21 protein-coding genes are annotated in these 22,125 nt (G+C 50.7%); 10 read left to right on the top strand and 11 right to left on the bottom strand.

Translation table 11 applies throughout. The features are described from left to right. Positions 1-109: 109 nt before the first annotated feature. Entirely contained in the window at positions 110-1,099 is a 990-nt protein-coding gene (gene mgrA / locus M975_RS13270) for an L-glyceraldehyde 3-phosphate reductase (protein WP_064560145.1), read from the bottom strand. Between the two features lie 258 nt (positions 1,100-1,357). Here mgrA and M975_RS13265 point away from each other — a divergent pair, with 258 nt between their 5' ends. After that, the gene (locus tag M975_RS13265; protein WP_064560143.1) at positions 1,358-3,016 is read left to right on the top strand and encodes an alpha-keto acid decarboxylase family protein; all 1,659 of its coding nucleotides are present in this window, start codon (positions 1,358-1,360) and stop codon (positions 3,014-3,016) included. On the opposite strand, the gene M975_RS13260 is transcribed toward M975_RS13265, so the two are convergent. Beyond that, positions 3,013-4,248, bottom strand: coding sequence for an ion channel protein (locus tag M975_RS13260; protein WP_064560140.1), 1,236 nt, complete (start codon positions 4,246-4,248; stop codon positions 3,013-3,015). The two genes, M975_RS13265 and M975_RS13260, sit on opposite strands and share 4 nt — an antisense overlap. A gap of 222 nt (positions 4,249-4,470) precedes the next feature. Between M975_RS13260 and glk the strand changes: the two genes are divergently transcribed. Further along, entirely contained in the window at positions 4,471-5,436 is a 966-nt protein-coding gene (glk, locus tag M975_RS13255) for a glucokinase (protein ID WP_064560138.1), read from the top strand. A 47-nt stretch (positions 5,437-5,483) separates the two neighbouring features. Here glk and M975_RS13250 read toward each other — a convergent pair whose 3' ends face one another. The 3 genes from M975_RS13250 to M975_RS13240 all read right to left on the bottom strand — a co-directional run bounded on the left by M975_RS13250 (position 5,484) and on the right by M975_RS13240 (position 9,271). Next, complete coding sequence (locus tag M975_RS13250) at positions 5,484-6,215, bottom strand: LytR/AlgR family response regulator transcription factor (RefSeq protein ID WP_064560137.1); 732 nt, start codon at positions 6,213-6,215, stop codon at positions 5,484-5,486. Beyond that, a complete protein-coding gene (locus M975_RS13245) occupies positions 6,212-7,918 on the bottom strand; it encodes a sensor histidine kinase (RefSeq protein WP_064560135.1) in 1,707 nt (568 codons plus the stop codon). Before M975_RS13245 ends, M975_RS13250 begins: the two co-directional genes overlap by 4 nt. Before the next feature lie 111 nt (positions 7,919-8,029). Continuing rightward, entirely contained in the window at positions 8,030-9,271 is a 1,242-nt protein-coding gene (locus M975_RS13240) for a DUF1479 domain-containing protein (RefSeq protein ID WP_064560133.1), read from the bottom strand. 242 nt (positions 9,272-9,513) lie between these two features. Here M975_RS13240 and alaC point away from each other — a divergent pair, with 242 nt between their 5' ends. Then, a complete protein-coding gene (gene alaC, locus M975_RS13235) occupies positions 9,514-10,752 on the top strand; it encodes an alanine transaminase (RefSeq protein ID WP_064560131.1) in 1,239 nt (412 codons plus the stop codon). Between the two features lie 65 nt (positions 10,753-10,817). Here alaC and M975_RS13230 read toward each other — a convergent pair whose 3' ends face one another. Further along, positions 10,818-11,675 (bottom strand): LysR family transcriptional regulator, encoded by an 858-nt coding sequence (locus tag M975_RS13230; RefSeq protein WP_064560129.1) that lies wholly within the window; start codon positions 11,673-11,675, stop codon positions 10,818-10,820. A gap of 97 nt (positions 11,676-11,772) precedes the next feature. On the opposite strand from M975_RS13230, the gene M975_RS13225 reads away from it, so the two are divergent. Continuing rightward, positions 11,773-12,279 (top strand): phenolic acid decarboxylase, encoded by a 507-nt coding sequence (locus M975_RS13225; protein WP_064560127.1) that lies wholly within the window; start codon positions 11,773-11,775, stop codon positions 12,277-12,279. 92 nt (positions 12,280-12,371) lie between these two features. Here M975_RS13225 and ypdK read toward each other — a convergent pair whose 3' ends face one another. From ypdK to M975_RS13215, 3 genes are all read right to left on the bottom strand, one after another. Beyond that, positions 12,372-12,446, bottom strand: coding sequence for a membrane protein YpdK (ypdK, locus tag M975_RS23585; RefSeq protein ID WP_115631778.1), 75 nt, complete (start codon positions 12,444-12,446; stop codon positions 12,372-12,374). Positions 12,447-12,791: 345 nt separating this feature from the next. Beyond that, positions 12,792-12,995 (bottom strand): hypothetical protein, encoded by a 204-nt coding sequence (locus M975_RS13220; RefSeq protein WP_064560124.1) that lies wholly within the window; start codon positions 12,993-12,995, stop codon positions 12,792-12,794. A 148-nt stretch (positions 12,996-13,143) separates the two neighbouring features. Then, on the bottom strand, positions 13,144-13,839 hold the full coding sequence (locus tag M975_RS13215; RefSeq protein ID WP_064560122.1) for a TetR/AcrR family transcriptional regulator: 696 nt from the start codon (positions 13,837-13,839) through the stop codon (positions 13,144-13,146). A gap of 82 nt (positions 13,840-13,921) precedes the next feature. Between M975_RS13215 and M975_RS13210 the strand changes: the two genes are divergently transcribed. The 4 genes from M975_RS13210 to M975_RS13195 all read left to right on the top strand — a co-directional run bounded on the left by M975_RS13210 (position 13,922) and on the right by M975_RS13195 (position 17,305). Then, positions 13,922-15,418 carry an MDR family MFS transporter gene (locus tag M975_RS13210; protein WP_064560120.1) on the top strand — a complete coding sequence of 499 codons (1,497 nt, stop codon included), beginning with the start codon at positions 13,922-13,924 and terminating at the stop codon, positions 15,416-15,418. Positions 15,419-15,469: 51 nt separating this feature from the next. After that, complete coding sequence (locus M975_RS13205; protein ID WP_064560118.1) at positions 15,470-16,237, top strand: LamB/YcsF family protein; 768 nt, start codon at positions 15,470-15,472, stop codon at positions 16,235-16,237. Positions 16,238-16,339: 102 nt separating this feature from the next. After that, complete coding sequence (locus M975_RS13200) at positions 16,340-16,846, top strand: hypothetical protein (RefSeq protein WP_064560116.1); 507 nt, start codon at positions 16,340-16,342, stop codon at positions 16,844-16,846. A gap of 12 nt (positions 16,847-16,858) precedes the next feature. After that, positions 16,859-17,305: a DUF421 domain-containing protein gene (locus M975_RS13195; RefSeq protein WP_064560114.1), complete on the top strand. Its 447-nt coding sequence runs from the start codon at positions 16,859-16,861 to the stop codon at positions 17,303-17,305. A gap of 45 nt (positions 17,306-17,350) precedes the next feature. Here M975_RS13195 and M975_RS13190 read toward each other — a convergent pair whose 3' ends face one another. Then, complete coding sequence (locus M975_RS13190) at positions 17,351-18,259, bottom strand: SDR family oxidoreductase (RefSeq protein ID WP_064560111.1); 909 nt, start codon at positions 18,257-18,259, stop codon at positions 17,351-17,353. Positions 18,260-18,455: 196 nt separating this feature from the next. Here M975_RS13190 and M975_RS13185 point away from each other — a divergent pair, with 196 nt between their 5' ends. Then, positions 18,456-19,667, top strand: a complete 1,212-nt coding sequence (locus tag M975_RS13185; protein ID WP_064560109.1) for a multidrug effflux MFS transporter — start codon at positions 18,456-18,458, stop codon at positions 19,665-19,667. Positions 19,668-19,844: 177 nt separating this feature from the next. On the opposite strand, the gene M975_RS13180 is transcribed toward M975_RS13185, so the two are convergent. Further along, positions 19,845-20,645 (bottom strand): MipA/OmpV family protein, encoded by an 801-nt coding sequence (locus tag M975_RS13180; protein ID WP_064560107.1) that lies wholly within the window; start codon positions 20,643-20,645, stop codon positions 19,845-19,847. 912 nt (positions 20,646-21,557) lie between these two features. On the opposite strand from M975_RS13180, the gene M975_RS13175 reads away from it, so the two are divergent. Further along, on the top strand, positions 21,558-22,125 hold a 568-nt coding region (locus tag M975_RS13175; RefSeq protein ID WP_157093383.1), incomplete at its 3' end, for a retention module-containing protein.

Here is a 22,125-nt window from a genome sequence, read left to right as displayed (position 1 = left end):
GGTATATTAAGTTGTGGTAACTAAGTGTTTCATCGCCACAACTCCTAATTCGCTGGGGAGAGCACTTTTTGCTAATTCAGTTCACAATTAAACCAGTCAGTGATAACGATTACACTAAAATGGCTTCAATTTCTGCAAGCTCTTCTGCTGTAAAGTGACGGTTGGCTAACATGCCTACGGCATCATCAATCTGGCTGGTTTTACTGGCACCAATCAGAACCGACGTGACTTTGTCGCCGCGCAACACCCATGCCAGTGCCATTTGAGAAAGCTTCTGCCCACGACGTTGTGCTATCGCATTTAATTTACGTACTTTTTCAAGCTTCTCAGAGGTTAACTGATCGGCGTTGAGGAACTTGCTACCGCTTGCGGCGCGGGAATCAGCAGGGATCCCATCCAGATAACGATCCGTCAACTGGCCGCCCGCCAGTGGTGAAAAGGCAATGCTGCCCACGCCCTTGTCCTGCAATATTTCCAGTAAACCACCTTCAACCCAACGCTCGAACATCGAATAACGAGGCTGGTGGATAAGGCATGGCGTACCCAAATCATTCAGAATATCAATGGCTTTAGCGGCCAGTTCTGCCGGGTAATTTGAAATACCGACATACAGCGCTTTACCCTGGCGCACCACGGTGTCCAGCGCACGCATTGTCTCTTCAAGTGGCGTTTCCGGATCAGGGCGGTGGTGGTAGAAGATATCAACGTACTCAAGCCCCATGCGCTTCAGGCTTTGATCAAGACTTGATATCAGGTACTTACGCGAACCCCAGTCACCATACGGGCCATCCCACATGGTGTAGCCCGCTTTGGAAGAGATAACCAGTTCATCACGATATGGAAGGAAATCTTCCCGCAGGATGCGGCCAAAGTTTTCTTCGGCAGATCCCGGCGGCGGCCCATAGTTATTGGCCAGATCCAGATGCGTAATCCCCAAGTCGAACGCGCGGCGTAATAGCTGGCGGCTATTGTCCAGAAGTGTTGCATCACCAAAGTTGTGCCATAAGCCCAGCGAAATTGCCGGGAGTTTGAGTCCGCTGCGCCCACAACGACGGTATTCCATTGATTCATAACGCGCAGAATTTGCCTGATAGACCATGTGAATTCCTTGGTAAGTAAATAAAGCATGACTAAGTGGAGACTGACGACACACCCTCTCTTGCTGATGAGGTAAGCCCAACGCAATCGGTAAAAATGACAGAGAGATAAATGTATACGTTTACACTGCATTTGTGGCAATCAGACTACACCCTGGTTAAGTGTAAATCCCTCTTTCCACGGCCATATTCTCCCGGAACCTCGACAGTGATCACATATGCTCAATACTCACAGTAAGCCCTTTGAGAAGGAATGACTCATGTCTTACTGTGTTGCAGACTATCTTCTGGACAGATTAACCGAAGCTGGAATACGCCATCTGTTTGGCGTCCCCGGTGACTACAACTTACAGTTTCTGGACAATGTTATTGAGAACCCAACCCTCGCCTGGGTGGGGTGCGCCAACGAACTTAACGCAGCCTATGCCGCCGATGGCTATGCCCGCTGTCACGGTGCTGCAGCATTACTCACCACGTTTGGTGTCGGTGAATTAAGCGCCATTAATGGCATCGCTGGCAGCTTCGCTGAATATGTACCGGTTATTCATATAGTCGGTGCACCCTGCATCGGTGCGCAGCGGCGGGGTGAACTGATGCACCACACGCTTGGGGACGGTGATTTTGGCCACTTTGCGCGTATGGCACAGGAAGTGACGGTCGTTCAGGCGTCACTGACCGCAGAAAATGCCTGTTACGAAATCGACCGTGTGTTAATTCAGGTACTTAGCCAGCGCTTACCCGGTTATTTGCTGCTGCCCAGTGATGTGTCCCAGGCACCTGCCACTCGCCCGACAAAATCTCTCCTGTCACCACCCGTTTCCACCGACCCCACTTTACTGACCGAGTTTCGCGCCTGCGCTCAGGCGCGCCTGGCGGAAAGTCGCAGTGTGGCGTTACTGGCTGATTTCCTCGCTATGCGCTTTGGGCAACAAAAAACGCTGCAACAATGGATGGATGACACGCCTATGCCGCACGCCACCTTGCTGATGGGTAAAGGTTTATTCGATGAAGGCCAGCAGGGGTTTGTCGGTACCTATAGCGCGGCGGCAAGTGATGCATCGGTCATTCAGGCGATAGAAAAAGCAGAGCTGGTGATTTGCGTCGGCGTGAAATTTACCGACACCCTCACCGCCGGGTTCACGCAGCATTTCTCACTTCAGCAAACCATCGACATCCAGCCAAACGCCACCCGCATTGGCGAGCGCTGGTTCAGCGGCATTGTGATGGAAGAAGCAGTCTCAGTGCTGCATCAGTTGTGCAAACGCCAGGTTTCCGGGTGGCCCGTGCCGAAGCAAAAGCCACCCGCACTCCCCGAAGCCACTAACGGGGAACTCGACCAACACGCATTCTGGCAACTGATGCAAAAATTCCTGCAGGCGGGGGATATCATTCTTGCCGATCAAGGAACAGCCGCTTTTGGCGCGGCCACGCTGACCTTACCGGCAGGAGTAACCTTTATCACCCAACCGTTATGGGGCTCGATAGGTTTTACACTGCCCGCCGCATTCGGTGCGCAAACCGCATGCCCGAACCGTCGCGTGGTTTTGCTGGTGGGAGATGGCTCAGCACAGCTCACTATCCAGGAAATAGGGTCAATGTTGCGCGATGAGCAACGCCCCATTATTTTCCTGCTCAACAACGATGGTTACACCGTTGAGCGGGCCATTCATGGTGCCGAACAGCGCTATAACGACATCGCGCCCTGGAACTGGACGCAAATCCCGAAAGCCTTAAATATTCATAACCAGGCGCAGTGTTGGCGGGTAACGGAGCAGGTACAGCTCGAAGAGGTGATGCAGAAAGTGGCGAAAGCAGAACGACTCACACTGGTGGAAGTCGTTCTGCCTAAACAGGATATTCCTGAATTGCTGCAGGCCGTTACGGCATCGCTTGCGAAACGCAATGCCGCGAAGGATTAAGGTTTTGCCTTATCGACCATCATCACCGGTTTGCCCGCCAGCAGCAGCCAGGCTGGCAACATCACGATACACAGCAATGGCAGCAGTTTGATATCGGGCACCACCGCCAGTGCCATAAACAGACTCAGCCAGCCATCACGTGTAACGACCAGTACCAGGCCAAGGATGGCGCAGGACATGGTAATTGCAGCAGGAACAGCCTCGACATGTTGATGGAGCATCATGCCGAGCGCGACCGCGACGAAGACGACCGGGAAAATGCGCCCACCACGGAAACCGCAGGCTGACGCAATCACCAGTGCGGCCAGTTTGACCACCGCAAACATCAGTAACGTTGCGACAGAATAATTCTGGCTGGTGCTTAACTGGCGCATTTCATCAAGCCCTTTAAACAGAGTAACTTCACCGCCAATCAGCCCCAATACGCCTAACAAAAAGCCACCCACGCCAAGAATTAATACCGGGTGTTTTAGCTGGTGAATAAGACGGTGTGCACGCGGCAAGCACCAGACCGCAACCATGCCCAGCGCAATTGCAATCGCTGCCACCACCGCACCGCTGAAAATATCCACCAGGCGCATTTCAGGGTATTGCAGTGCAGGGATAGAAAAATCGGGATGGAAGAAGATATCGGTTGTCAGCGCACCTGCTGCAGCGGCCATTAATGGGGCAAATAATCTGTCCCATAACGGCACGTCATTACTGCCATTAAGCGTTTGTGAAAATACCAGGGCTGCGGCAACCGGTGTGCCAAAAAGTGCACCGATGGTTCCGGCGGCGGCAAGAATCGTCCAGTCTAATGCGCCGACTCTGGGTAACAGGCGTGCGCCAATGGCAACGGCGAGGGCAATATTCACCGCCATAATCGGGTGTTCCGGCCCAAGGCTTACGCCACCGGCAAGCCCAAGTACCAGAGCAATAATTAAACCTGGCAGCGCCATCACAGAAACCGGCGCACCAATTAACGGCTCGGTAGCGGGGTCTGGCCCGGCGTGGCCCGGCATATAACGAATGACCAACCCCACCGCAATCCCCGTGAAAGTCAGCATCAATAAAATCCACAATGGTGAATTCATATCGAGATCAAACTGTGCGGGCAGGGATACCCACAGATAACGCTGTAAAACAGCGGCAACTTTCATGACCATGACAAGAATAAGACTGGAAAATATTCCAATCACAATTGCTGGCACGGAAAGAACCAACATGGTTCTGGCTCGCGGATGGAGCATGTTTATTCCTTAACAAAAATTTTTTTAGCACCGATTGCCACGGCAAAACAGTCTGCCAGACAACTTTACACGTCGCTATGCAAAAGAGGCTGAAACGCTCAAGCTAATCTGTGACGAAGATCTATAATCCCAAGGCACTTTTCATCTGGTCGTTGTTGTTTAGGCTAGCTAATTTTACAGTGATGCCAGGACTTATTTTGACTTTAGCGGAGCAGTGAACGAATGACAAAATATGCTTTGGTGGGAGATGTCGGCGGCACCAATGCGCGTCTGGCTCTGTGCAACGTTGAAAATGGTGACATCACCCAGGCAAAAACCTATTCAGGCCTCGATTTCCCAAGCCTTGAAGCGGTCGTGGTGCATTATCTCAAAGAGCACAATGTCAGTGTGACAGACGGTTGTATCGCCATTGCTTGCCCGATTACCGGTGATTGGGTGGCGATGACCAACCATACCTGGGCCTTCTCAACGGCTGAGATGAAAAAGAACCTTGGCTTTGAACACCTGGAAATTATTAACGATTTTACCGCCGTTTCCATGGCTATTCCGGCTCTCAAAAAAGAGCATCTGATTAAGTTCGGCGGCGATGAACCGGTCGAAGGTAAGCCTATCGCGGTTTATGGTGCAGGCACTGGGCTTGGCGTTGCACATCTCGTTCACGTTGATAAACGCTGGGTGAGTTTGCCGGGTGAAGGCGGCCACGTTGATTTCGCGCCAAACAGCGAAGAAGAGGGGATTATCCTCGAAGAGCTGCGCACTGAAATCGGCCATGTTTCTGCCGAGCGTGTGCTTTCAGGACCAGGGCTTGTGAACCTGTATCGCGCGATCGTCAAATCCGACGGGCGCGAGCCGGAAAACTACAAACCAAAGGATATTACCGAGCGTGCGCTGGAAGATAGTTGCACCGACTGCCGTCGTGCGCTGTCGCTGTTCTGCGTCATCATGGGGCGCTTTGGTGGCAACCTGGCACTGACGCTGGGAACCTTCGGCGGTGTGTATATCGCGGGCGGCATCGTGCCACGTTTCCTCGAGTTCTTTAAGGCGTCCGGTTTCCGTGGCGGCTTTGAGGATAAAGGGCGTTTTAAAGAATATGTGCACAACATCCCGGTGTACCTGATTGTTCACGATCAACCGGGGCTACTCGGCGCTGGCGCTCATTTGCGTCAAACGTTGGGGCAAATTCTCTAACGGCTTTAGTAAGTCGGATTAGCGCAGGCGACATCCGACATTACGGTCTACAAGCGCATCAACGCGCGAAATTCTTTCACCTTGCTGCGACTCACCGGCACCTGAAAATCCAAATCCCGTAAACGCAAAATATAGGTATTGTTAAACCACGGCTCTATCTCGCGGATTTTGCTCAGGTTAACGCAATACGAACGGTGGCAGCGGAAGAAGTGGCTTTCGGGCAATCGGTGACAAAACTCGGTGATGTTCATCGACATCACGTAGGCTTCGCGCCGCGTATAGACAAACGTCATTTTCTCGTGCGCTTCTGCATAATAAATATCGTTAATATCAGTAACGATAATTCGCTCATCTTTCACCAGGTTAATGGTTAGCGTTTCACGGCCAGAGCTGTTGGCAGAGGCGGGGGCATTTTGTTGCTGGTATGCGGCTTCAAGTTTTTGCAGCATGCCAATAATGCGCGATTCCTGGTAAGGCTTCAGAATGTAGTCGAATGCTTCCAGTTCAAACGCTTCCACCGCGTGTTCTTTCCAGGCAGTGATAAAAACAATAAAGGGCTTATGGGCAAACTTACTGATGTTTTGCGCCAGCAGCACCCCGTCTAATGACGGAATGTTGATGTCGAGAAAAATAGCGTCAACTTCATGATGTTGCAGGTATTTAAGCACATCCATGCCATCATCAAAGGTGCCAACCACGTCCATCTGACTGTGTTCTTTGATAAGCCAGTTCAACTCTTGCTGCGCCAGCACTTCATCTTCTACGATGATAACTTTCATGCACTTCCTCCTTGCTGCGACAATAGTGGCGGAACGGCGGTCGCGGCGTGAGGAACGTAAAACGCAATTTCCGTTCCCGGCTCAAGACGGCGGATAACCAACCCCTCTCCATAGAGTAATTTTACCCGGTGATGCACATTTAACAGGCCAATTTTATTGCCTGGCATTTCGTTGGCTTCCACGCGCTCAATCACTTGCGGATCGATACCGTGCCCGGTGTCACGCACGGCAATACGCACACGGTTACCGCTCTCTTCAACACTGATGGTCACCACGCCTTTGCCTTTACACTGCTGGACGCCATGAACAATCGCGTTTTCAACCAGCGGTTGAATCAGCAGGCTTGGGATCAGGCAAGTCACCTCTTCATCAATGTTATAAATCACCGTTAGCTTGTCGCCAAAACGTGCCTGCTCAATGGCGATGTAATCTTTAATTTGATACAGCTCTTTTTTGATATCGATCTGCTCATCGTCTTTTAATTCAATGTTGTAACGCAGGTAGCGCGACAAATTATAAATAAGCTGGCGAGCGGTATCCGGATTCATGCGGATAGAGGAAGAAATTGCATTCAGCGCATTAAACAGAAAATGAGGGTTAATTTTACTTTGTAGCGCGCGCAATTCCGCTTTATTGGCCATCTCACGCAATTGCTCGGCGCGGGAGACTTCCAGTTGAGTAGAGATAATTTGCGAAAGCCCGACCGCCATCTCCTGCAAGGTCGACGTAATCTGGTGCGCGTGGCGGTAATAGATTTTCAGCGTGCCGGTGACAACACCTTTTTCCCAAAGCGGGATAATGATCAGCGAGTGAATTTCTGGCGTCCGATAGGCTTCATCATCATTGCGGATAATGATTTTACCTTCGCGGATAGCAAGCTGCGTTCTTGGGCTGATGCCGTCATCATTCTGTTTATAGTTGTCTTCACCAAAGCCCACGTAAGCCAGAACTTTGTCGACATCGGTAATGGCTACCGCGTCAGCATTAATATCATCGCGGATAATATTGCAAACCTGGCGCAGCGATTCGCTATTCACGTTGCGGAAAAGCGGCAGCGTTTTGTTGGCAATATCCAGCGCCAGTTTCGCCTGGCGGGCCGCGCTGGCCTCTTTTTCCCCCTCAACACTCTGCACCAGCACCACGATCAAGCCAATCGAGACTGTGCCAAGGATCATGGGGATGCCGATTTTCGAGACAATATCGATGCCCAACCCAACGGACGGTGCCCACAGCACCACCAGAATCATGGTCATGGTTTCGCACAGCATCCCGGCGATAATGCCGACACTCCAGTGTTTCTCTTTCGGGACTTTACGGTTGATAGCACCGGAAGTTATCCCCGCAACGATACTGGTTATCAGACAGGGAATCGCGGTGATTCCACCAATATCAATAAGATAACGGTGTGTCCCGGCAATAATACCGGTGATGATGCCAACCCAGGGGCCAAATAAAATCCCGCCCGCCATCACCGCAATAATGCGTACATTGACCAGCGAGCCTTCAACGTGAACGCCGGACCAGGTGCTGAACAATGCAAACATGGAGAAAATCGCGGTAACCGCTAATAACTCTTTGGGCGTGTGGGCGTTTTTATGCAGAAGCTCGCGGAAAAGGCGGATGCGAATTAGAAAGAACAGGCAAATAAGCATCAACGCCGCCCGGTCAAATACCGCCAGCAGCATGTTAAAAATTTCGTGCACGTGTAACTCGCGTGACAAAGAATGGAAAGGCAATGATAAGGAAATTACAGAGTGGTTACCAGAAAGGGGATTAATTCCCTCTCCCTGAGGGAGAGGGTGAGGGGAGGGCGCCTACTTCCCGCCCAACTGCTCGCGCCCGGCGTCAGTCAAATCAGCAGGCGTGGCTCGCCCCGAGAAATCGACTTCGAAGTCATCCGCGGCAAAATCTGGCGGCGACTTACCTTCCACAAATGCAGGCCACTGGCGCTCAAGATAGGCGGCATTTTTCTCGCACCAGGGTGCAGCGGCGATATACATCACATTACTGTCAAATTCGCCAAGGTGCTCATTTTCCACGGCATGAATCACATCGCAGTGCCAGAAAACCGTATCACCGGCTTCCATATCGGGAATTGAGGATATCCCAGTTAATAAAAGGGGATGCCACTGTTCGTTAATGGAAAGCGCACGACCAGGCTTCGCTTCACACAGTGATTCTTCCGGTACATCGTCTTGTAGCGCACGCAGTAAAATATAAGCCATCGCGTTTGCGACCGGCAGCAGAGTCAGCGTGCCGCCGTGTTTGCGCTGCGGGCTAAGTGCTGTCCAGCCCTGGAATGTACGGAACATGGAACACACCGCCGGGGACGGGAACTCACGCACTTCTGTGCGGCCTTCCGCAGCAAACGGGTTGTAATTTTGCCACTCGCCGGAGAACACATGGCGATAAACATGGCGGAAGTTCTCATCCAGCCAGCGTTCCACTGAGCCACCATCAACATGCGGTGAAAGCCCCAAAGAGTTAGAGCGTGGCGGGCGGCGACGGGTACGGTCGGCATAACTCACAACGCGATCCGGGTCGAAGTGCTGCTTACCGTTGCTTTCGGTTTCCCATAAATTATTCAGGAAAACCTGTACCGCTTTCATGCGGGCATGCTGGCGTGCTTCGACTTGCGGTTTGGACCAGTAAATGCCATAAATTTGCGGCTTACTGGCGGCAAGATTGCCGAAGTAGTTGTCTTCTGCCGCATTTTTGAGCTTCTCAACAAAGTTATTCCGCTCAAGATAATTCCCGACTTCTTCATTCCAGGCACGGGCCTGTGACTCAGGGAACACCTCTTTTACGGTGCAGCAACCGCGCTGACGAATCAGCGCTTTTTGCTGCTCGCTTACCCGATTATTCACAATATCGTCGGCATTAATTTGTGGTACCGGGTTTTCGCCACGATCCATCTCTGAGCGAATGGCATCAATCTGGCGCTTCATATCGCCTTCGAGTTGTTCAAATACCGCTTTGTAGTCCGGCAACTCGTGGCGAAGTTTTTGTTTTATTTCACGGATTGCGCGCGGTAAGTCATCAATGTGTAGGGTCATGGTAGGGCTCCACGTATTCAGGAAGAGGTTATTGTTTTGTTGCGACATAGTTAATATAGATCATGGCATTCAAATAAAATAGGGATTAGCTTCAAATGAAGCATCCTCTTTTGTGTCGTCACAAAAATATTTCGTTTTGCCTCTCGACAGATGATTTTTATTCAGGCTATTTTCTAAGCAAGCCACATCATGTGGCAGCGTCGCTCGGACGGTCCGGGCGCTAACGTTATTCAGAGGAATTTATGGCTGACTCCAGTCCAAAACGTCGTTTTTCGCGTATCGATCGTCTCCCTCCGTATGTTTTCAACATTACCGCTGAGCTGAAGATGGCGGCGCGTCGTCGTGGCGAAGATATTATCGATTTCAGTATGGGCAACCCTGACGGCCCAACTCCGCCGCACATCGTTGAGAAACTCTGCACCGTTGCGCAGCGTGAAGACACCCACGGTTACTCGACTTCCCGAGGGATCCCGCGCTTACGGCGCGCGATTTCGCGTTGGTACAAAGATCGCTACGACGTTGAAATCGATCCGGAAAGCGAAGCGATTGTCACCATCGGTTCAAAAGAGGGGCTGGCGCACCTGATGCTGGCAACGCTTGACCATGGCGACACGGTACTGGTGCCGAACCCAAGTTACCCCATTCATATTTACGGTGCGGTGATCGCCGGAGCGCAAGTGCGCTCGGTGCCGCTGGTGGAGGGCGTGGATTTCTTCGCTGAGCTTGAACGTGCGATTCGCGAAAGTTACCCGAAACCAAAAATGATGGTGCTGGGCTTCCCGTCAAACCCAACGGCGCAGTGCGTTGAGCTGGAGTTTTTCGAGAAAGTGGTCGCCCTGGCGAAGCGCTACGATGTGCTGGTGGTGCATGACCTGGCTTATGCCGATATCGTTTATGACGGCTGGAAAGCCCCGTCAATTATGGAAGTCCCAGGCGCACGTGATGTCGCTGTTGAATTCTTTACGCTGTCGAAAAGCTACAACATGGCCGGCTGGCGTATCGGTTTTATGGTCGGCAACAAAGAGATGGTTAACGCGCTGGCCCGCATCAAAAGTTACCACGACTACGGCACCTTTACCCCACTGCAGGTCGCGGCTATTGCGGCGCTCGAAGGGGATCAACAATGCGTGCGTGACATCGCCGAGCAGTACAAACGCCGCCGCGATGTGTTAGTAAAAGGCTTGCACGAGGCAGGCTGGATGGTGGAGTGCCCGAAAGCGTCGATGTATGTGTGGGCGAAAATTCCTGAACAATATGCGGCAATGGGGTCTTTGGAGTTTGCTAAAAAGCTACTTCAGGATGCGAAAGTGTGTGTCTCGCCAGGCGTTGGTTTTGGTGACTACGGCGATACGCATGTGCGTTTTGCATTAATCGAAAACCGTGACCGCATCCGTCAGGCGGTGCGGGGTATTAAAGCCATGTTCCGCGCCGATGGCTTACTTCCTGCAAGCCCGAAATCTTCCGCTGAAATCAGCGAATAGAACCTAATATCGGGAGCCTTCTGGCTCCCGTTTCTTATTTCATCCGTCAGGCCTTCCCGCAAATCTTATTCTTTGAGAAGCGACAGGAAAAAACTCACTGGCTCATCTGGCGGTGTTAGTTGCTGCTTAACGATTAAATGCAGTGGTGTTGCACGGCGGATACCATGGCTCAGCGGCAAGGTTTTAAGTTCGCCATGGTTGAGCTGGGCGCGGATATGTTCTTCCGGCAACCAGCCATAACCCACCTGCGACATAATGGCTTCGATAGCTGCATCCACGGTGGAAAACGTCCAGGCATCGCCTGCCGGTTGAGAAAGTGCTCCACTATCCGCAATTCGGATAAGCGGATACAGGCCCAACAAATCCTCCGTCAGCGGCTCGTCAGTGCAAAGAAGTGGGTGCTCACTGTGCGCCACGGCAATGAAATCAATATTCATTAACCATTCACCGCGCCCGGTCACATCGTGTCGGCGGGTGACAATCAATATATCCGCTTCGGCAAAAGCCTCGCTACTCTGCGTGGTACTTTCCAGCACTTCCGTCAGTTGCACCTGCACTCGCGGGTAGCGTTGCTGGAATTTGCGCAAAATCGCAAACAAACGCCCGCGAGGGTAAATACCGTCTACCACCAGATTAAGGCGCACTCGCTCGCCATCCTGCAAATTGGCAGCCCGCATTTCGATATACGAAAAGGCTTTCAGTAAGGGGCTCACCCGGCTAAGTAACTGCTCACCTGCCGGAGTCAATACCGCGCGACGGCCAAGTGGTGCCAACAATGTCACCCCTAAACGTTCCTGTAAAAGCGATAAATTGTAGCTGACCGATGACTGGCTTCGGTGCAGCATTTCCGCTGCTTTGGCAAAGCTACCCACCTCAACCACCTTTTCCAGAATGGCCCATTGCTCAAGCGTGCTTTTATGCATGACTTATCTAATTAATGAATGAATTTCATCTTAAATTAGCGTTATTCATCTGTTTTTTGAAGTCGTATGATGCAGGCAACAGATAAAGGAGCATTTTATGAGCACATTTGATAAGCATGATTTGAGCGGTTTTATCGGTAAACACTTGGTTTATACCTACGATAATGGCTGGAACTACGAGATTTATGTCAAAAATGGCCAGACGTTAGATTACCGAATCCACAGTGGCCTGGTCGGCAACCGTTGGGTGAAGGGGCAGCAGGCATACATCGTTCGTGTGGGAGAGAATATTTACAAGATTTCCTGGACTGAGCCGACCGGTACCGATGTCAGCCTGATTGTGAATCTGGGCGATAAACTGTTCCACGGCACCATTTTCTTCCCACGTTGGGTCATCAATAACCCTGAAAAAACGGTGTGTTTCCAGAATGACCATATTCCGCTGATGGAATCTTACCGCGAAGCAGGCCCGACCTATCCGACCGAAGTGATCGACGAATTTGCCACTATTACATTTGTACGTGACTGTGCCGCTGACGATGAGCATGTGATCGATTGCCCTGCCAGCGAATTACCGGCTAATTTTCCGCAGAATTTGATCTGATAGCGAAATACAAAGGGTGGGGAAGTTGCCTGCCCTGATTTCGTGGAAGGAAAAAGCAGGCCAGGCTGGGGATCTGTGTGCTACAGGTTGAGTTATTCAACCATCATGACAAATGTACCGACCCAAACTAACAAAATGAACGACAAGCCCATCATAAAATATTTCACGTTATTGCGCTCCGCACGTCTCTGCGTGCAATTTAGCTAAAAAATTCAGTATAGAAAGATGAAACCGCAGCCCGGGCATTTTGGGATTAACTTCACTCGTTACGGCTGTTTCATTTTGCATCAGGAGGGCGATTGAGTGATTCGCCGGCGCTAATGTACTCTCCCTTTCAGGCTGAATACAAGCGTCAGCAAAGCGTGATGATGATCATTTTTTAAACTTTACAATTCACAAATGATCATGGTGATAAAGTCACCAAAATTCAAAGGATTATGCAGGGAAGTATCGGGCGGGACGAGATGAAGAACAGGCTCTTTCGAGCCTGTATTGGCGATGAATTATTGAATTTATTTTACTGCGTCATGGGCATTTTCCATTGCCTGTTTCATCGCTGCGTTATTGACGGAGTTTTGTCGGTTCTGCTCGGAAAGGTAACAGGTATCTTTACTGATCCCCTGTGCCTGGCATTCAGCCATGCGCTGAGCAGGAGAGCTACAACCAGCCAGTGCTCCAGCCATTACCATCACCATCATCAACATTACTTTTTTCATTGCTGTTTAACCCAAAATTGAGAAGAAGCCGCCGAAGCGAAACGCCATCATCTGGCGCGAGCATAATCCATCATTTTTAATGCGGGTAAACTAAGAAAAAGCCTAATCATTGATGTGAGTGATGATTCATGGTGAAAGTATTTGATTATTAATCAATGGGCCGATTACCCACCCCAGATTTCAGCAGTGCAGCAATATGGCGCGAAAGCCGGTCGGTACTCAGGCTGGTATCGCCTCTACGAATATCCTGTTGCAGGCGGGCAACGGGCATAAGCGTTAAACCGAACAGAGAAATGAACAGAAACTCCGGTTCGAGATCGGGGTTTAAGCGGCCTTCATCCTGCCATTTGCGAATCCAGTTCACCGCCGATTGCTTTTCCTTCGAACCAAAACGGGCATCAATGCGTTGCTTGAGCAGACCAGTTTCACTCAACACTTCTCTTATCCAAAGCGGTGCGAACCACGGATGTAGCAAAGAGACATCAATAAACTTCTGCGTCAACGCGGTCAGCGCACTTACCGGGTCATTGGGGTGTTGCTCAAACGCGCCACCCATTGATGCCCGCGCTGGCATATAACGCTCATCAATTAATACATCCAGCAGCTGTTCACGGGTCTTGAAATAGTAATGCAGCATGGCGGGCGTGACACCCGCAGCAGCGGCAATGGCGCTCAGGGGAGTTTGTGCAATTCCCTGATTTGAAAACAGCTTTAGTGCAATATCAATCAGATGTTCACGTTTATCGGCATTCTTGCTGGCGCCCGCTGGGCGGCCAGGACGGCGGCGTATCTGGCCATTATCAGCATCTTTTTCGGATTTATCAGGGCCGTTTTCACGTGACATTTTGTGCGCACTCCATTGACCGTGTGAAACTAATCCATCTATATTAATTATCTAGTTAATTAATTACAAGCTGATGGATAAAATGACAGTCACCGAAACGCCCCAGGCAGAAACGCAGCACGCGACGTCGATTCGCTTGCTGTTTTCCGCGCTGATGCTGGTCATGCTACTTGCGGCACTTGACCAGACTATCGTGTCTACCGCCTTGCCGACCATCGTCAGCGAGCTGGGTGGGCTGGAAAAACTTTCCTGGGTGGTCACGGCTTATCTGCTTTCTTCCACCATTGTGGTGCCGCTGTACGGTAAATTTGGCGACCTGCTGGGGCGCAAAATCGTGCTGCAAACCGCGATAGTGCTGTTCTTACTCGGCTCCGTATTGTGCGGGCTTGCACAGAATATGACTCAGCTCATCCTGATGCGTGCGCTACAGGGGCTGGGTGGTGGCGGCCTGATGGTGGTAACAATGGCGGCCGTCGGTGACGTGATTCCTCCCGCCGACCGTGGGAAATACCAGGGGTTATTTGGCGGCGTGTTTGGACTTGCCACGGTCATCGGCCCATTGATTGGCGGTTTCCTGGTTGAACACTTCTCCTGGCGGTGGATTTTTTACATCAACTTGCCGCTGGGTATTTTCGCCTTGCTGGTGATTGGCGCGGTGTTAAAACCGCAAACGGCGCGTATTCGTCACCAGATAGATTTTCTCGGCGCAGGTTATCTTGCGGCGTCACTGACCTGTTTAATTCTGTTTACCAGCCAGGGCGGCACCGTGATGGCGTGGTCTGACCCGCAACTGTGGTGCATCTTTGCTTTCTTCGTGGTGACGCTTGGCGGGTTTATCTATGAAGAGCAGCGGGCTTTTGAGCCGATTATTCCGCTTGGTTTGTTCCGCGACCGCACATTCTTATTGAGCTGCCTGATTGGTTTTATCATCGGCATGTCGCTATTTGGTTCGATGACCTTCCTGCCACTTTATTTGCAGGTGGTGAAATCCTCCACGCCGACACAAGCAGGTATTCAGTTGCTGCCACTCATGGGTGGCCTGATGCTTACATCGATTATCAGTGGGCGCATCATTAGCAAAATAGGGCGCTATAGAATTTTCCCGATCCTCGGCACGCTGGTCACTTTCGTGGCGATGGCGCTGCTGGGTACGCTCAAAATAGATTCCTCGATTCACACGCTGTATCTGTATATCGCACTGCTTGGTTTTGGGCTCGGCATGGTCATGCAGGTGTTAGTGCTGGCAGTGCAAAACAGCGTTGAACAAAAACTGATTGGTGTCGCGACTTCAAGCGCTACGCTATTTCGCCAGATTGGTGGCTCGATTGGCGTGGCGGCATTTGGTGCGATTTTTACCAATGTGCTGCAAAACAAACTTATTGAGCTGATTCCGCCAGACGTTCAACTGCCGCGTCAATTGGGGGCAAAAGCGGTGCATGAACTGCCCGCCGCACTTCAGAACGATTATCTGCAGGCGTTTGGCGCGGCATTGCATTCGGTGTATTTGATCTCAGCCTGTGTCGTGGTGTTAGCATTCCTGCTTTCCCTGTTGATGAAAGATGTGCCGCTGCGTAAATAGTTAGATGTATGCTAAACATCTATTGATTGCGGATGAGCAAAGAGGATAGCAATGGTCACGGCGATAGATTTAAACAGCGATTTGGGTGAAAGCTTCGGGGCATGGACGATGGGGGACGACACCGCCATTTTGCAACTGGTAAGCAGCGCCAACGTCGCTTGCGGTTTTCATGCCGGTTCGCCTGCCGGGCTGTTATCAACGCTGCGCATGGCTAAACAGCAGGGCGTGGCAATTGGCGCACATGTCTCCTATCCAGACCTCGTCGGCTTCGGCCGCCGCAACATGGATGTCTCGAGCGACGAATTAACTGCTGATGTGATTTATCAGATTGGTGCACTGCAAGGTCTGGCGCGTGCGGCGGGTACTGAAGTGCGCTATGTGAAACCACACGGTGCCTTATACAACACCATCGCCCATGACGAACGCCAGGCGCTGGCTGTTATCAACGCCATTCAATCCATTGATGCAGGCTTACCGCTGGTGGGCCTTGCGGGTTCACGTGTGCTGGAACTGGCGCAAGAAAAAGGGCTGCGAACCATCGCCGAAGCCTTTGCTGACCGCGCCTACCATACGGATGGCTCGCTGGTGTCACGCCGCGAGGCGGGTTCGGTGTTGCACGACGCACAGCACATCGCCGAACGAATGTTGCAACTGATCACCCTGGGCGGTGTGACTTCTATCGAAGGTGAGTTTACCCCGGTAAAAGCTGATTCCATCTGCGTGCACGGTGATAGCCCGGGCGCTATCGAAATGGCACGCCAGATTCGCAACTTGCTGGAAGAAAAGGGCATTGCGATTCGTGCCTTTGTCGGGGCTTAACTAAAGCGCTACGGTGGCGCACGTTCGTTGCGTTGACTAGACTTCACAAAGTCGCACCGAACGTATTCTCGCGGCACCCTTTTCCTGGCCGGATGAATAATAATGAAAACCGCCCCTGCCGATAAACCCTTACCCGTGGTTGAAAAACCGTTCTGGCTGCGCTTTGAGTTTCAGGTGCGGCGCTTTGGCTTTGTGCTGCTGTTACTGATTGTCGGCGCAGCACTAGCCGGGCTGTTCTCAAAGGGCTATTTGAGCGACTCCCGCCTGACAAATGCCGATGGCACGCTTTCCCTTCATTACGAAAAATTCAACCGCCTGCTCAGTGATGCAGACATGAAAATTATTGCAGTTTCATCTGGCGGGAAACGTGACCGTATTATTCTCGGCAGTGAATTTATGGAGAGTTTCCGGATAGATAACCTGCAACCGCAGCCGGATAAAATGTACAGCCGCAATGGGAAATTGATTATTGAATATGAAAACCCGCAGGCAGGGGTACCACAAACAATGTGGCTAAGCCTGACGCCAATGAAAGCAGGGTTTATCAAAAGCACCGTTGCCGTTAATGACGGCCAGGAAACTACGTTCCGGCAACTAATTTACCCCTGAGGTGCGCAGACAATGGATATGGTACTAAGAGCGCTCGCCATTTACCTGATACTGATGGTGGTTTTCAAAATTGCAGGCCGCCGCGCGCTACTGCAAATGACCTCTTTTGACCTGATATTATTGCTGATTATTAGTGAAGCTACCCAACAGGCACTGCTGGGAAGTGACTTTTCAGTCACCGGCGCAATGCTGACCATCGTCACGTTAATTGTGGTGGATATGCTGTTTGGCATTATTAAAAAATACCTGCCAGGAGCCGACGATCTATTGGATGGGTCTCCTGTTATTCTGGTGGAGAATGGCTACCTTTTTCAGGATAAAATGAAAAAAGCCGATATTTCCTGTGACGATATTTTGCTGATGGCCAGAGTTGACCACGGTATTACCCGGCTTGATGAAATTAAGTTTGCGATTCTGGAACGCAATGGGCACATATCCATTGTGCCCGAATCGAAATAACCCTCGCCAGAACGGAGACTGGCATCTCCGTTCTGCGCCAGTGATTTACAGCGTCCCGGTACCGCCGTCCGAACACCACACCTGGCCTGATGTAAAGCTTGATTCACCCGAGGCCAGCGTCACATACATCCCGGCAATTTCCGCAGGCTGCCCCGGTCTGCCAAGCGGCGCGGACTCACCAAACTTTTCAATCTTCTCTTGTGGCTGACCACCGCAACATTGCAAAACTGTCCAGTAAGGGCCGGGAGCGACCGCATTCACCCGGATGCCTTTCGGGCCAAGCTGCTTCGCCAGCGACTTGGTGAATGCCACGATAGCGGCTTTGGTTTGGGCGTAATCGAGCAAAATTTCGCTGGGGAGATAAGCCTGAACCGACGAGGTATTAATAATGGACGCGCCACGCGGCAGGTAATCTAACGCGGCTTTGGTTATCCAGAACATGGCGTAAACATTGGTTTTGAACGTCGCGTCAAAGGCTTCGGTGGTGAGATCTTTAATCGACTCGCAATACTGCTGGCGACCCGCATTGTTCACCAGCAGATCGAGCCCTTCCAGCTCTTGCGCTGCCTGTTTCACCAGCTTCTGGCAAAACGCTTCGTCGCGAATATCACCGGGAATGGCAACCGCATTACGCCCGGCAGCACGAATGAGTTCGATAACCTCTCTGGCATCTTCCTCTTCCGCAGGTAAATAGTTGATTGCGACATCCGCACCTTCACGTGCAAAGGCGATGGCCACCGCGCGGCCAATCCCTGAATCGCCACCGGTTATCAGCGCCTTTTTCCCTGCCAGACGGCCACTCCCTTTATAAGAGGTTTCGCCATGATCGGGGCGTGGTGTCATTTTCCCGGCAAGCCCTGGGAAAGGCTGCTTTTGATGGGGAAAGGGTGGCGTGGGGAAGTGATCGGCGTGCGGTTCGTTACGGGTGGTGGGTATGTTTTTGTTATCACTCATACTTTTCTCCTGTTGGCATTCCATACGCAGACCATAAGCATAGGACAAACTCGCCAGGCTGGAGGGCAACCAGGATTTTCCCTGGAGTTATATACATTCATGAGCACGATTCATAATGGCTATCCGATTATGCAGGATTATCTTTTCGTGCTCAGCCGTTACTATAAGTGCCTCTCTTATTCTCGTACGGATTCCTATGATTGACTCTCAGACGCGCGTGCAGACCGCAGCCAGTAAAACGGCCGGCCTCTCTTTCGTGATTATTCTCAGCGCGTTAATGGCGTTCACTTCTTTATCGACTGATATTTATTTGCCAGCCATGCCGTTAATGGCCCAGGACCTGCACGGCAATGCAGAACTGACGATCACCGGGTTCTTAATGGGTTTTTGTGTCGCCCAGTTGATTTGGGGGCCATTAAGCGACCACTTTGGCCGCCGCTTGCCGCTGTTTATTGGTATGGCGCTGTTTATGATTGGCTCAGTCGGTTGCGCACTTTCCACCGATATTTCCCAGATTGTTTTCTGGCGCGTGTTCCAGGCTCTGGGGGCATGTACCGGACCGATGCTGGCGCGAGCGATGATCCGCGATTTGTTCAGCCGTACACGCGCCGCACAAATGCTTTCTACATTAATGATAATTATGGCGATTGCACCAATTGCCGGGCCATTGGTAGGTGGGCAGATGATCAAATTCACCACCTGGCACGCTATTTTTTGGCTGCTGGCGGTGATTGGCGGGATGATGTTTATTTCACTGTTCTGGTTGCCTGAAACCTTACCGGAAGAAAAACGAGTAAAAGCCTCATTACCCAGCGCATTTCGTAACTATTTTGCACTGCTGACCAACACCACTTTCATGCGTTTTACCCTGTGCCTGACCTTCTATTATGTTGCGGCATATGCGTTTATTACCGGCTCGCCATTTGTCTATATCACTTACTTTGGCGTTGAACCGCAGCACTACGGCTGGCTGTTTGCATTGAATATTGTCGGGCTGATGGGCATGAGCGTGATAAATCGCCGTCTGGTGCAGCGTTATCCGTTGGAAGTGTTGCTTAAATTCGCCGTCGTTACTGCGGCGATTGCCGCTCTGGTTCTGGCAGCCGCAGCGAAACTGGAAGTGGGCGGGCTGATTTTGATTGTGGCTGCAGTTTTTGTCTTCTTTTCAATGAACGGCATTATTGCCGCGACATCCACCGCTGCTGCACTCGACTCCGTACCCAACGTTGCCGGTTCCGCCTCAGCATTTATGGGTTCGCTGCAATACGGCAGCGGGATTATCTCTTCTTTGTTGCTGGCGCTGCTCAGCGACGGAACGCCGTGGACAATGGCGTGGATCATTGGCTTATTCACCGTGGCCAGTGCGGTAATGGCACTGACCACGCGAACCACTCCAGTGGTTCGTTAGATATTTTTATCGAAGAAGGTCAAGAGAAAAATCGGCAATAAATAATGGCGCATAACGCCGTGTTCAAGCGGCTGTTTATGAACACCGCTAATAAACCCTGGCGGATTAGGGTGTCTAATCTAATAAGCCTTGCTGAGTCAGTGTCATAGAATATAAACCTGACTCAGCAAGCTTTTGCTACCAGATATAACCGACGGCAACAATCCCGTACAACTCCCCGTTGTGCTGAACGATTGGACTGTCTGCAATGTCTTTGTCATAAAATTCGTAGTTGGCGGCAAACATACCCATCCATTTAGAATTAAAGCGGTAGCTGGTTATGACAGCGGCCATGGGTGAAAAGGTTGTGCCGGTGTCCCATTCCGGGCGCTGTGCCGTGGCTTCACTATCCGATACCCCACCAAAATAGTAGTTAGCCATTTTATCACTGCGAATCATCATCCCCATGCCCGGCATAATGAGTAAGTTCTCTTTAATGATTGGGAAATCGGCCCATAACAGCAATTCCTGCCCATTACTGCGCCCGGTGACATCTGAACTTAAACGCGCACTGAGCAATGCATAAGGCGTGATTATTGTCCCGCCGACACCTGCTTCCAGTTCTGACTTACGTTTTTTCATGCCATCGAATGCGTCTTCGTCGTCGGGATCAAGGTTGCCAAAACGAAACCGGCCATAGCCATAAACCGCTACCGTATCGTCGAGGTGAAAGTAGTAACGGGCACGGTCGCCCAGATACATAAACTTCTCACCAAAGTAGAGCGCGCCGGGAATGACGTAGGTTTCATTTTTTTGCGCCTCATAACGTGCCGTGCCGCTTAACACGGCGCCGCCCAAAACCAGACCTTTGGGGATAGGGCTGGTGACATTGTCTTTAGAGAGGAGATCTAAGGTGCCGAGATCCACCTCGGCGTGAGCGCAGGCGCCCATAAACAGCAGTGGGCTGAGTGCAACAGCAAAATGTCGGTCTAGTCTCATTAGGTTTCCCAAAAGTAGTGAGCGCGTCTGGTTTACTCATTCTTGCCACAATTTCTGTTCCGCCTTCATCATTGTTGATGATTTCATTATAGAAATGACGGATCTTCTCCCTGGCGGGCTACCTGAAAAGTCTAGTTCACAGTAAAGGGAGATAGCGGAATTATTTCACTGGAATCAACGCTATGTCATGGTGTGGTTTATGGCGATGGCTTTTGGTCTGTGGACCATGAAGGGCAAGCAACATAAAGCACTTGCAAATAGTGCCGTGTAAACTCAATGAGAAGAACCGCTAATCAATATCAGCGGTAAACAGCCAATTAAGCCAGTTTTATATATTAACCAGTTTGTTTTGTCGGGTTGTCATTGTCAGTGCAAATGTAAATTCTTTTACTGCTTTCCTTTTTAGTGATTGCCTCTGTCGGCTTTTGTATCGGTATTCCCGCTGATTCGTTATTTGTATTTTATTGGCTATATTTCGGGTGGCATATTTTGTGCTATATAGAGAATGATAGTAGAAATACATTCATATGAAACTCTTTAATAAATCATGGCTGATAGATAACATTATGTTTTAGCGTGCATTTTATGCAATTCGTATTTTTATCAAGATAATAAACAAGAGTAACTATTCAACATTTAATATGTTTTATTGGTTGAGGTAGTAGGGTGAAAAAGCCATTTATGCTGCCATAAGAAAGGCATGTTTTATTATTTGGTGCATTACCCGGTATGATTTTTCGTGTAAATTATCCGCTATCTGATAGCGACTTAAATTTCAGTCTGAATATATTGTAAATAAAAAGTTAATATTAATATTTTGATTAAAGTTTGATGTCTATTTCGTAATGGAATGACATGCCAGACTTATTTTTTGTTGCATCTTTGTAATATCAATAGCCAGGGGCACGCAGTTTGCACAACATTCTCGGTATCGTAAAAGTAGTCATTGGGCAGGTTTTTGCTATTGCTGTTGATGGAACACAGCGCCAGTTACACGAAGGGGACCGAATCTTAGCCGGTGAGGAAATCGTAACCAGTGCTAATGGCGCATTAACGGTAAGTTTATCCGATGGTCATACCATGGATATGGGGCGAAATAGCCACTGGAGCGACCAGGGTGGCGTGAGTACTGCGGCTAACACTGAGCACGCGACTGATGAGATTGCTTCCCTCCAGCAGGCTATTGCCGACGGCGTTGACCCAACAAAAACGCTTGATGCAACTGCCGCTGGTAATGAGGCTCCAATTGAAGCCGGAAGTGGCGGTGGCGGGCGTTTCATTACGCAAGTGGAACTCACCGGGGAGATTGTTGATGCGACTTCGGGTTTCCCAACCAACGGTCCTGGTTCCCCGGTTCAAAGCAACAATCAGTTTGATACTTATCTTGCTCCTGAAACGGATTCCGTCGGGATGGGGACTAACACTACCCCGACAGTCACTCAGACATTGACACAAGTGCCACTGACGGATCTGACTCCGG

It is taken from the genome of Buttiauxella brennerae ATCC 51605, assembly GCF_001654925.1.
GTDB lineage: Bacteria > Pseudomonadota > Gammaproteobacteria > Enterobacterales > Enterobacteriaceae > Buttiauxella > Buttiauxella brennerae.
This window is presented reverse-complemented; position numbering and strand designations above follow the sequence as displayed.

What these genes read in the sequence shown, in the direction of transcription:
- mgrA (WP_064560145.1), bottom strand. Translation starts at nt 1,099, where the DNA reads ATGGTCTATCAGGCAAATTCTGCGCGTTATGAATCAATGGAATACCGT.
- M975_RS13265 (WP_064560143.1), top strand. Translation starts at nt 1,358, where the DNA reads ATGTCTTACTGTGTTGCAGACTATCTTCTGGACAGATTAACCGAAGCT.
- M975_RS13260 (WP_064560140.1), bottom strand. Translation starts at nt 4,248, where the DNA reads ATGCTCCATCCGCGAGCCAGAACCATGTTGGTTCTTTCCGTGCCAGCA.
- glk (WP_064560138.1), top strand. Translation starts at nt 4,471, where the DNA reads ATGACAAAATATGCTTTGGTGGGAGATGTCGGCGGCACCAATGCGCGT.
- M975_RS13250 (WP_064560137.1), bottom strand. Translation starts at nt 6,215, where the DNA reads ATGAAAGTTATCATCGTAGAAGATGAAGTGCTGGCGCAGCAAGAGTTG.
- M975_RS13240 (WP_064560133.1), bottom strand. Translation starts at nt 9,271, where the DNA reads ATGACCCTACACATTGATGACTTACCGCGCGCAATCCGTGAAATAAAA.
- alaC (WP_064560131.1), top strand. Translation starts at nt 9,514, where the DNA reads ATGGCTGACTCCAGTCCAAAACGTCGTTTTTCGCGTATCGATCGTCTC.
- M975_RS13230 (WP_064560129.1), bottom strand. Translation starts at nt 11,675, where the DNA reads ATGCATAAAAGCACGCTTGAGCAATGGGCCATTCTGGAAAAGGTGGTT.
- M975_RS13225 (WP_064560127.1), top strand. Translation starts at nt 11,773, where the DNA reads ATGAGCACATTTGATAAGCATGATTTGAGCGGTTTTATCGGTAAACAC.
- M975_RS13220 (WP_064560124.1), bottom strand. Translation starts at nt 12,995, where the DNA reads ATGAAAAAAGTAATGTTGATGATGGTGATGGTAATGGCTGGAGCACTG.
- M975_RS13215 (WP_064560122.1), bottom strand. Translation starts at nt 13,839, where the DNA reads ATGTCACGTGAAAACGGCCCTGATAAATCCGAAAAAGATGCTGATAAT.
- M975_RS13210 (WP_064560120.1), top strand. Translation starts at nt 13,922, where the DNA reads ATGACAGTCACCGAAACGCCCCAGGCAGAAACGCAGCACGCGACGTCG.
- M975_RS13205 (WP_064560118.1), top strand. Translation starts at nt 15,470, where the DNA reads ATGGTCACGGCGATAGATTTAAACAGCGATTTGGGTGAAAGCTTCGGG.
- M975_RS13200 (WP_064560116.1), top strand. Translation starts at nt 16,340, where the DNA reads ATGAAAACCGCCCCTGCCGATAAACCCTTACCCGTGGTTGAAAAACCG.
- M975_RS13195 (WP_064560114.1), top strand. Translation starts at nt 16,859, where the DNA reads ATGGATATGGTACTAAGAGCGCTCGCCATTTACCTGATACTGATGGTG.
- M975_RS13190 (WP_064560111.1), bottom strand. Translation starts at nt 18,259, where the DNA reads ATGAGTGATAACAAAAACATACCCACCACCCGTAACGAACCGCACGCC.
- M975_RS13185 (WP_064560109.1), top strand. Translation starts at nt 18,456, where the DNA reads ATGATTGACTCTCAGACGCGCGTGCAGACCGCAGCCAGTAAAACGGCC.
- M975_RS13180 (WP_064560107.1), bottom strand. Translation starts at nt 20,645, where the DNA reads ATGAGACTAGACCGACATTTTGCTGTTGCACTCAGCCCACTGCTGTTT.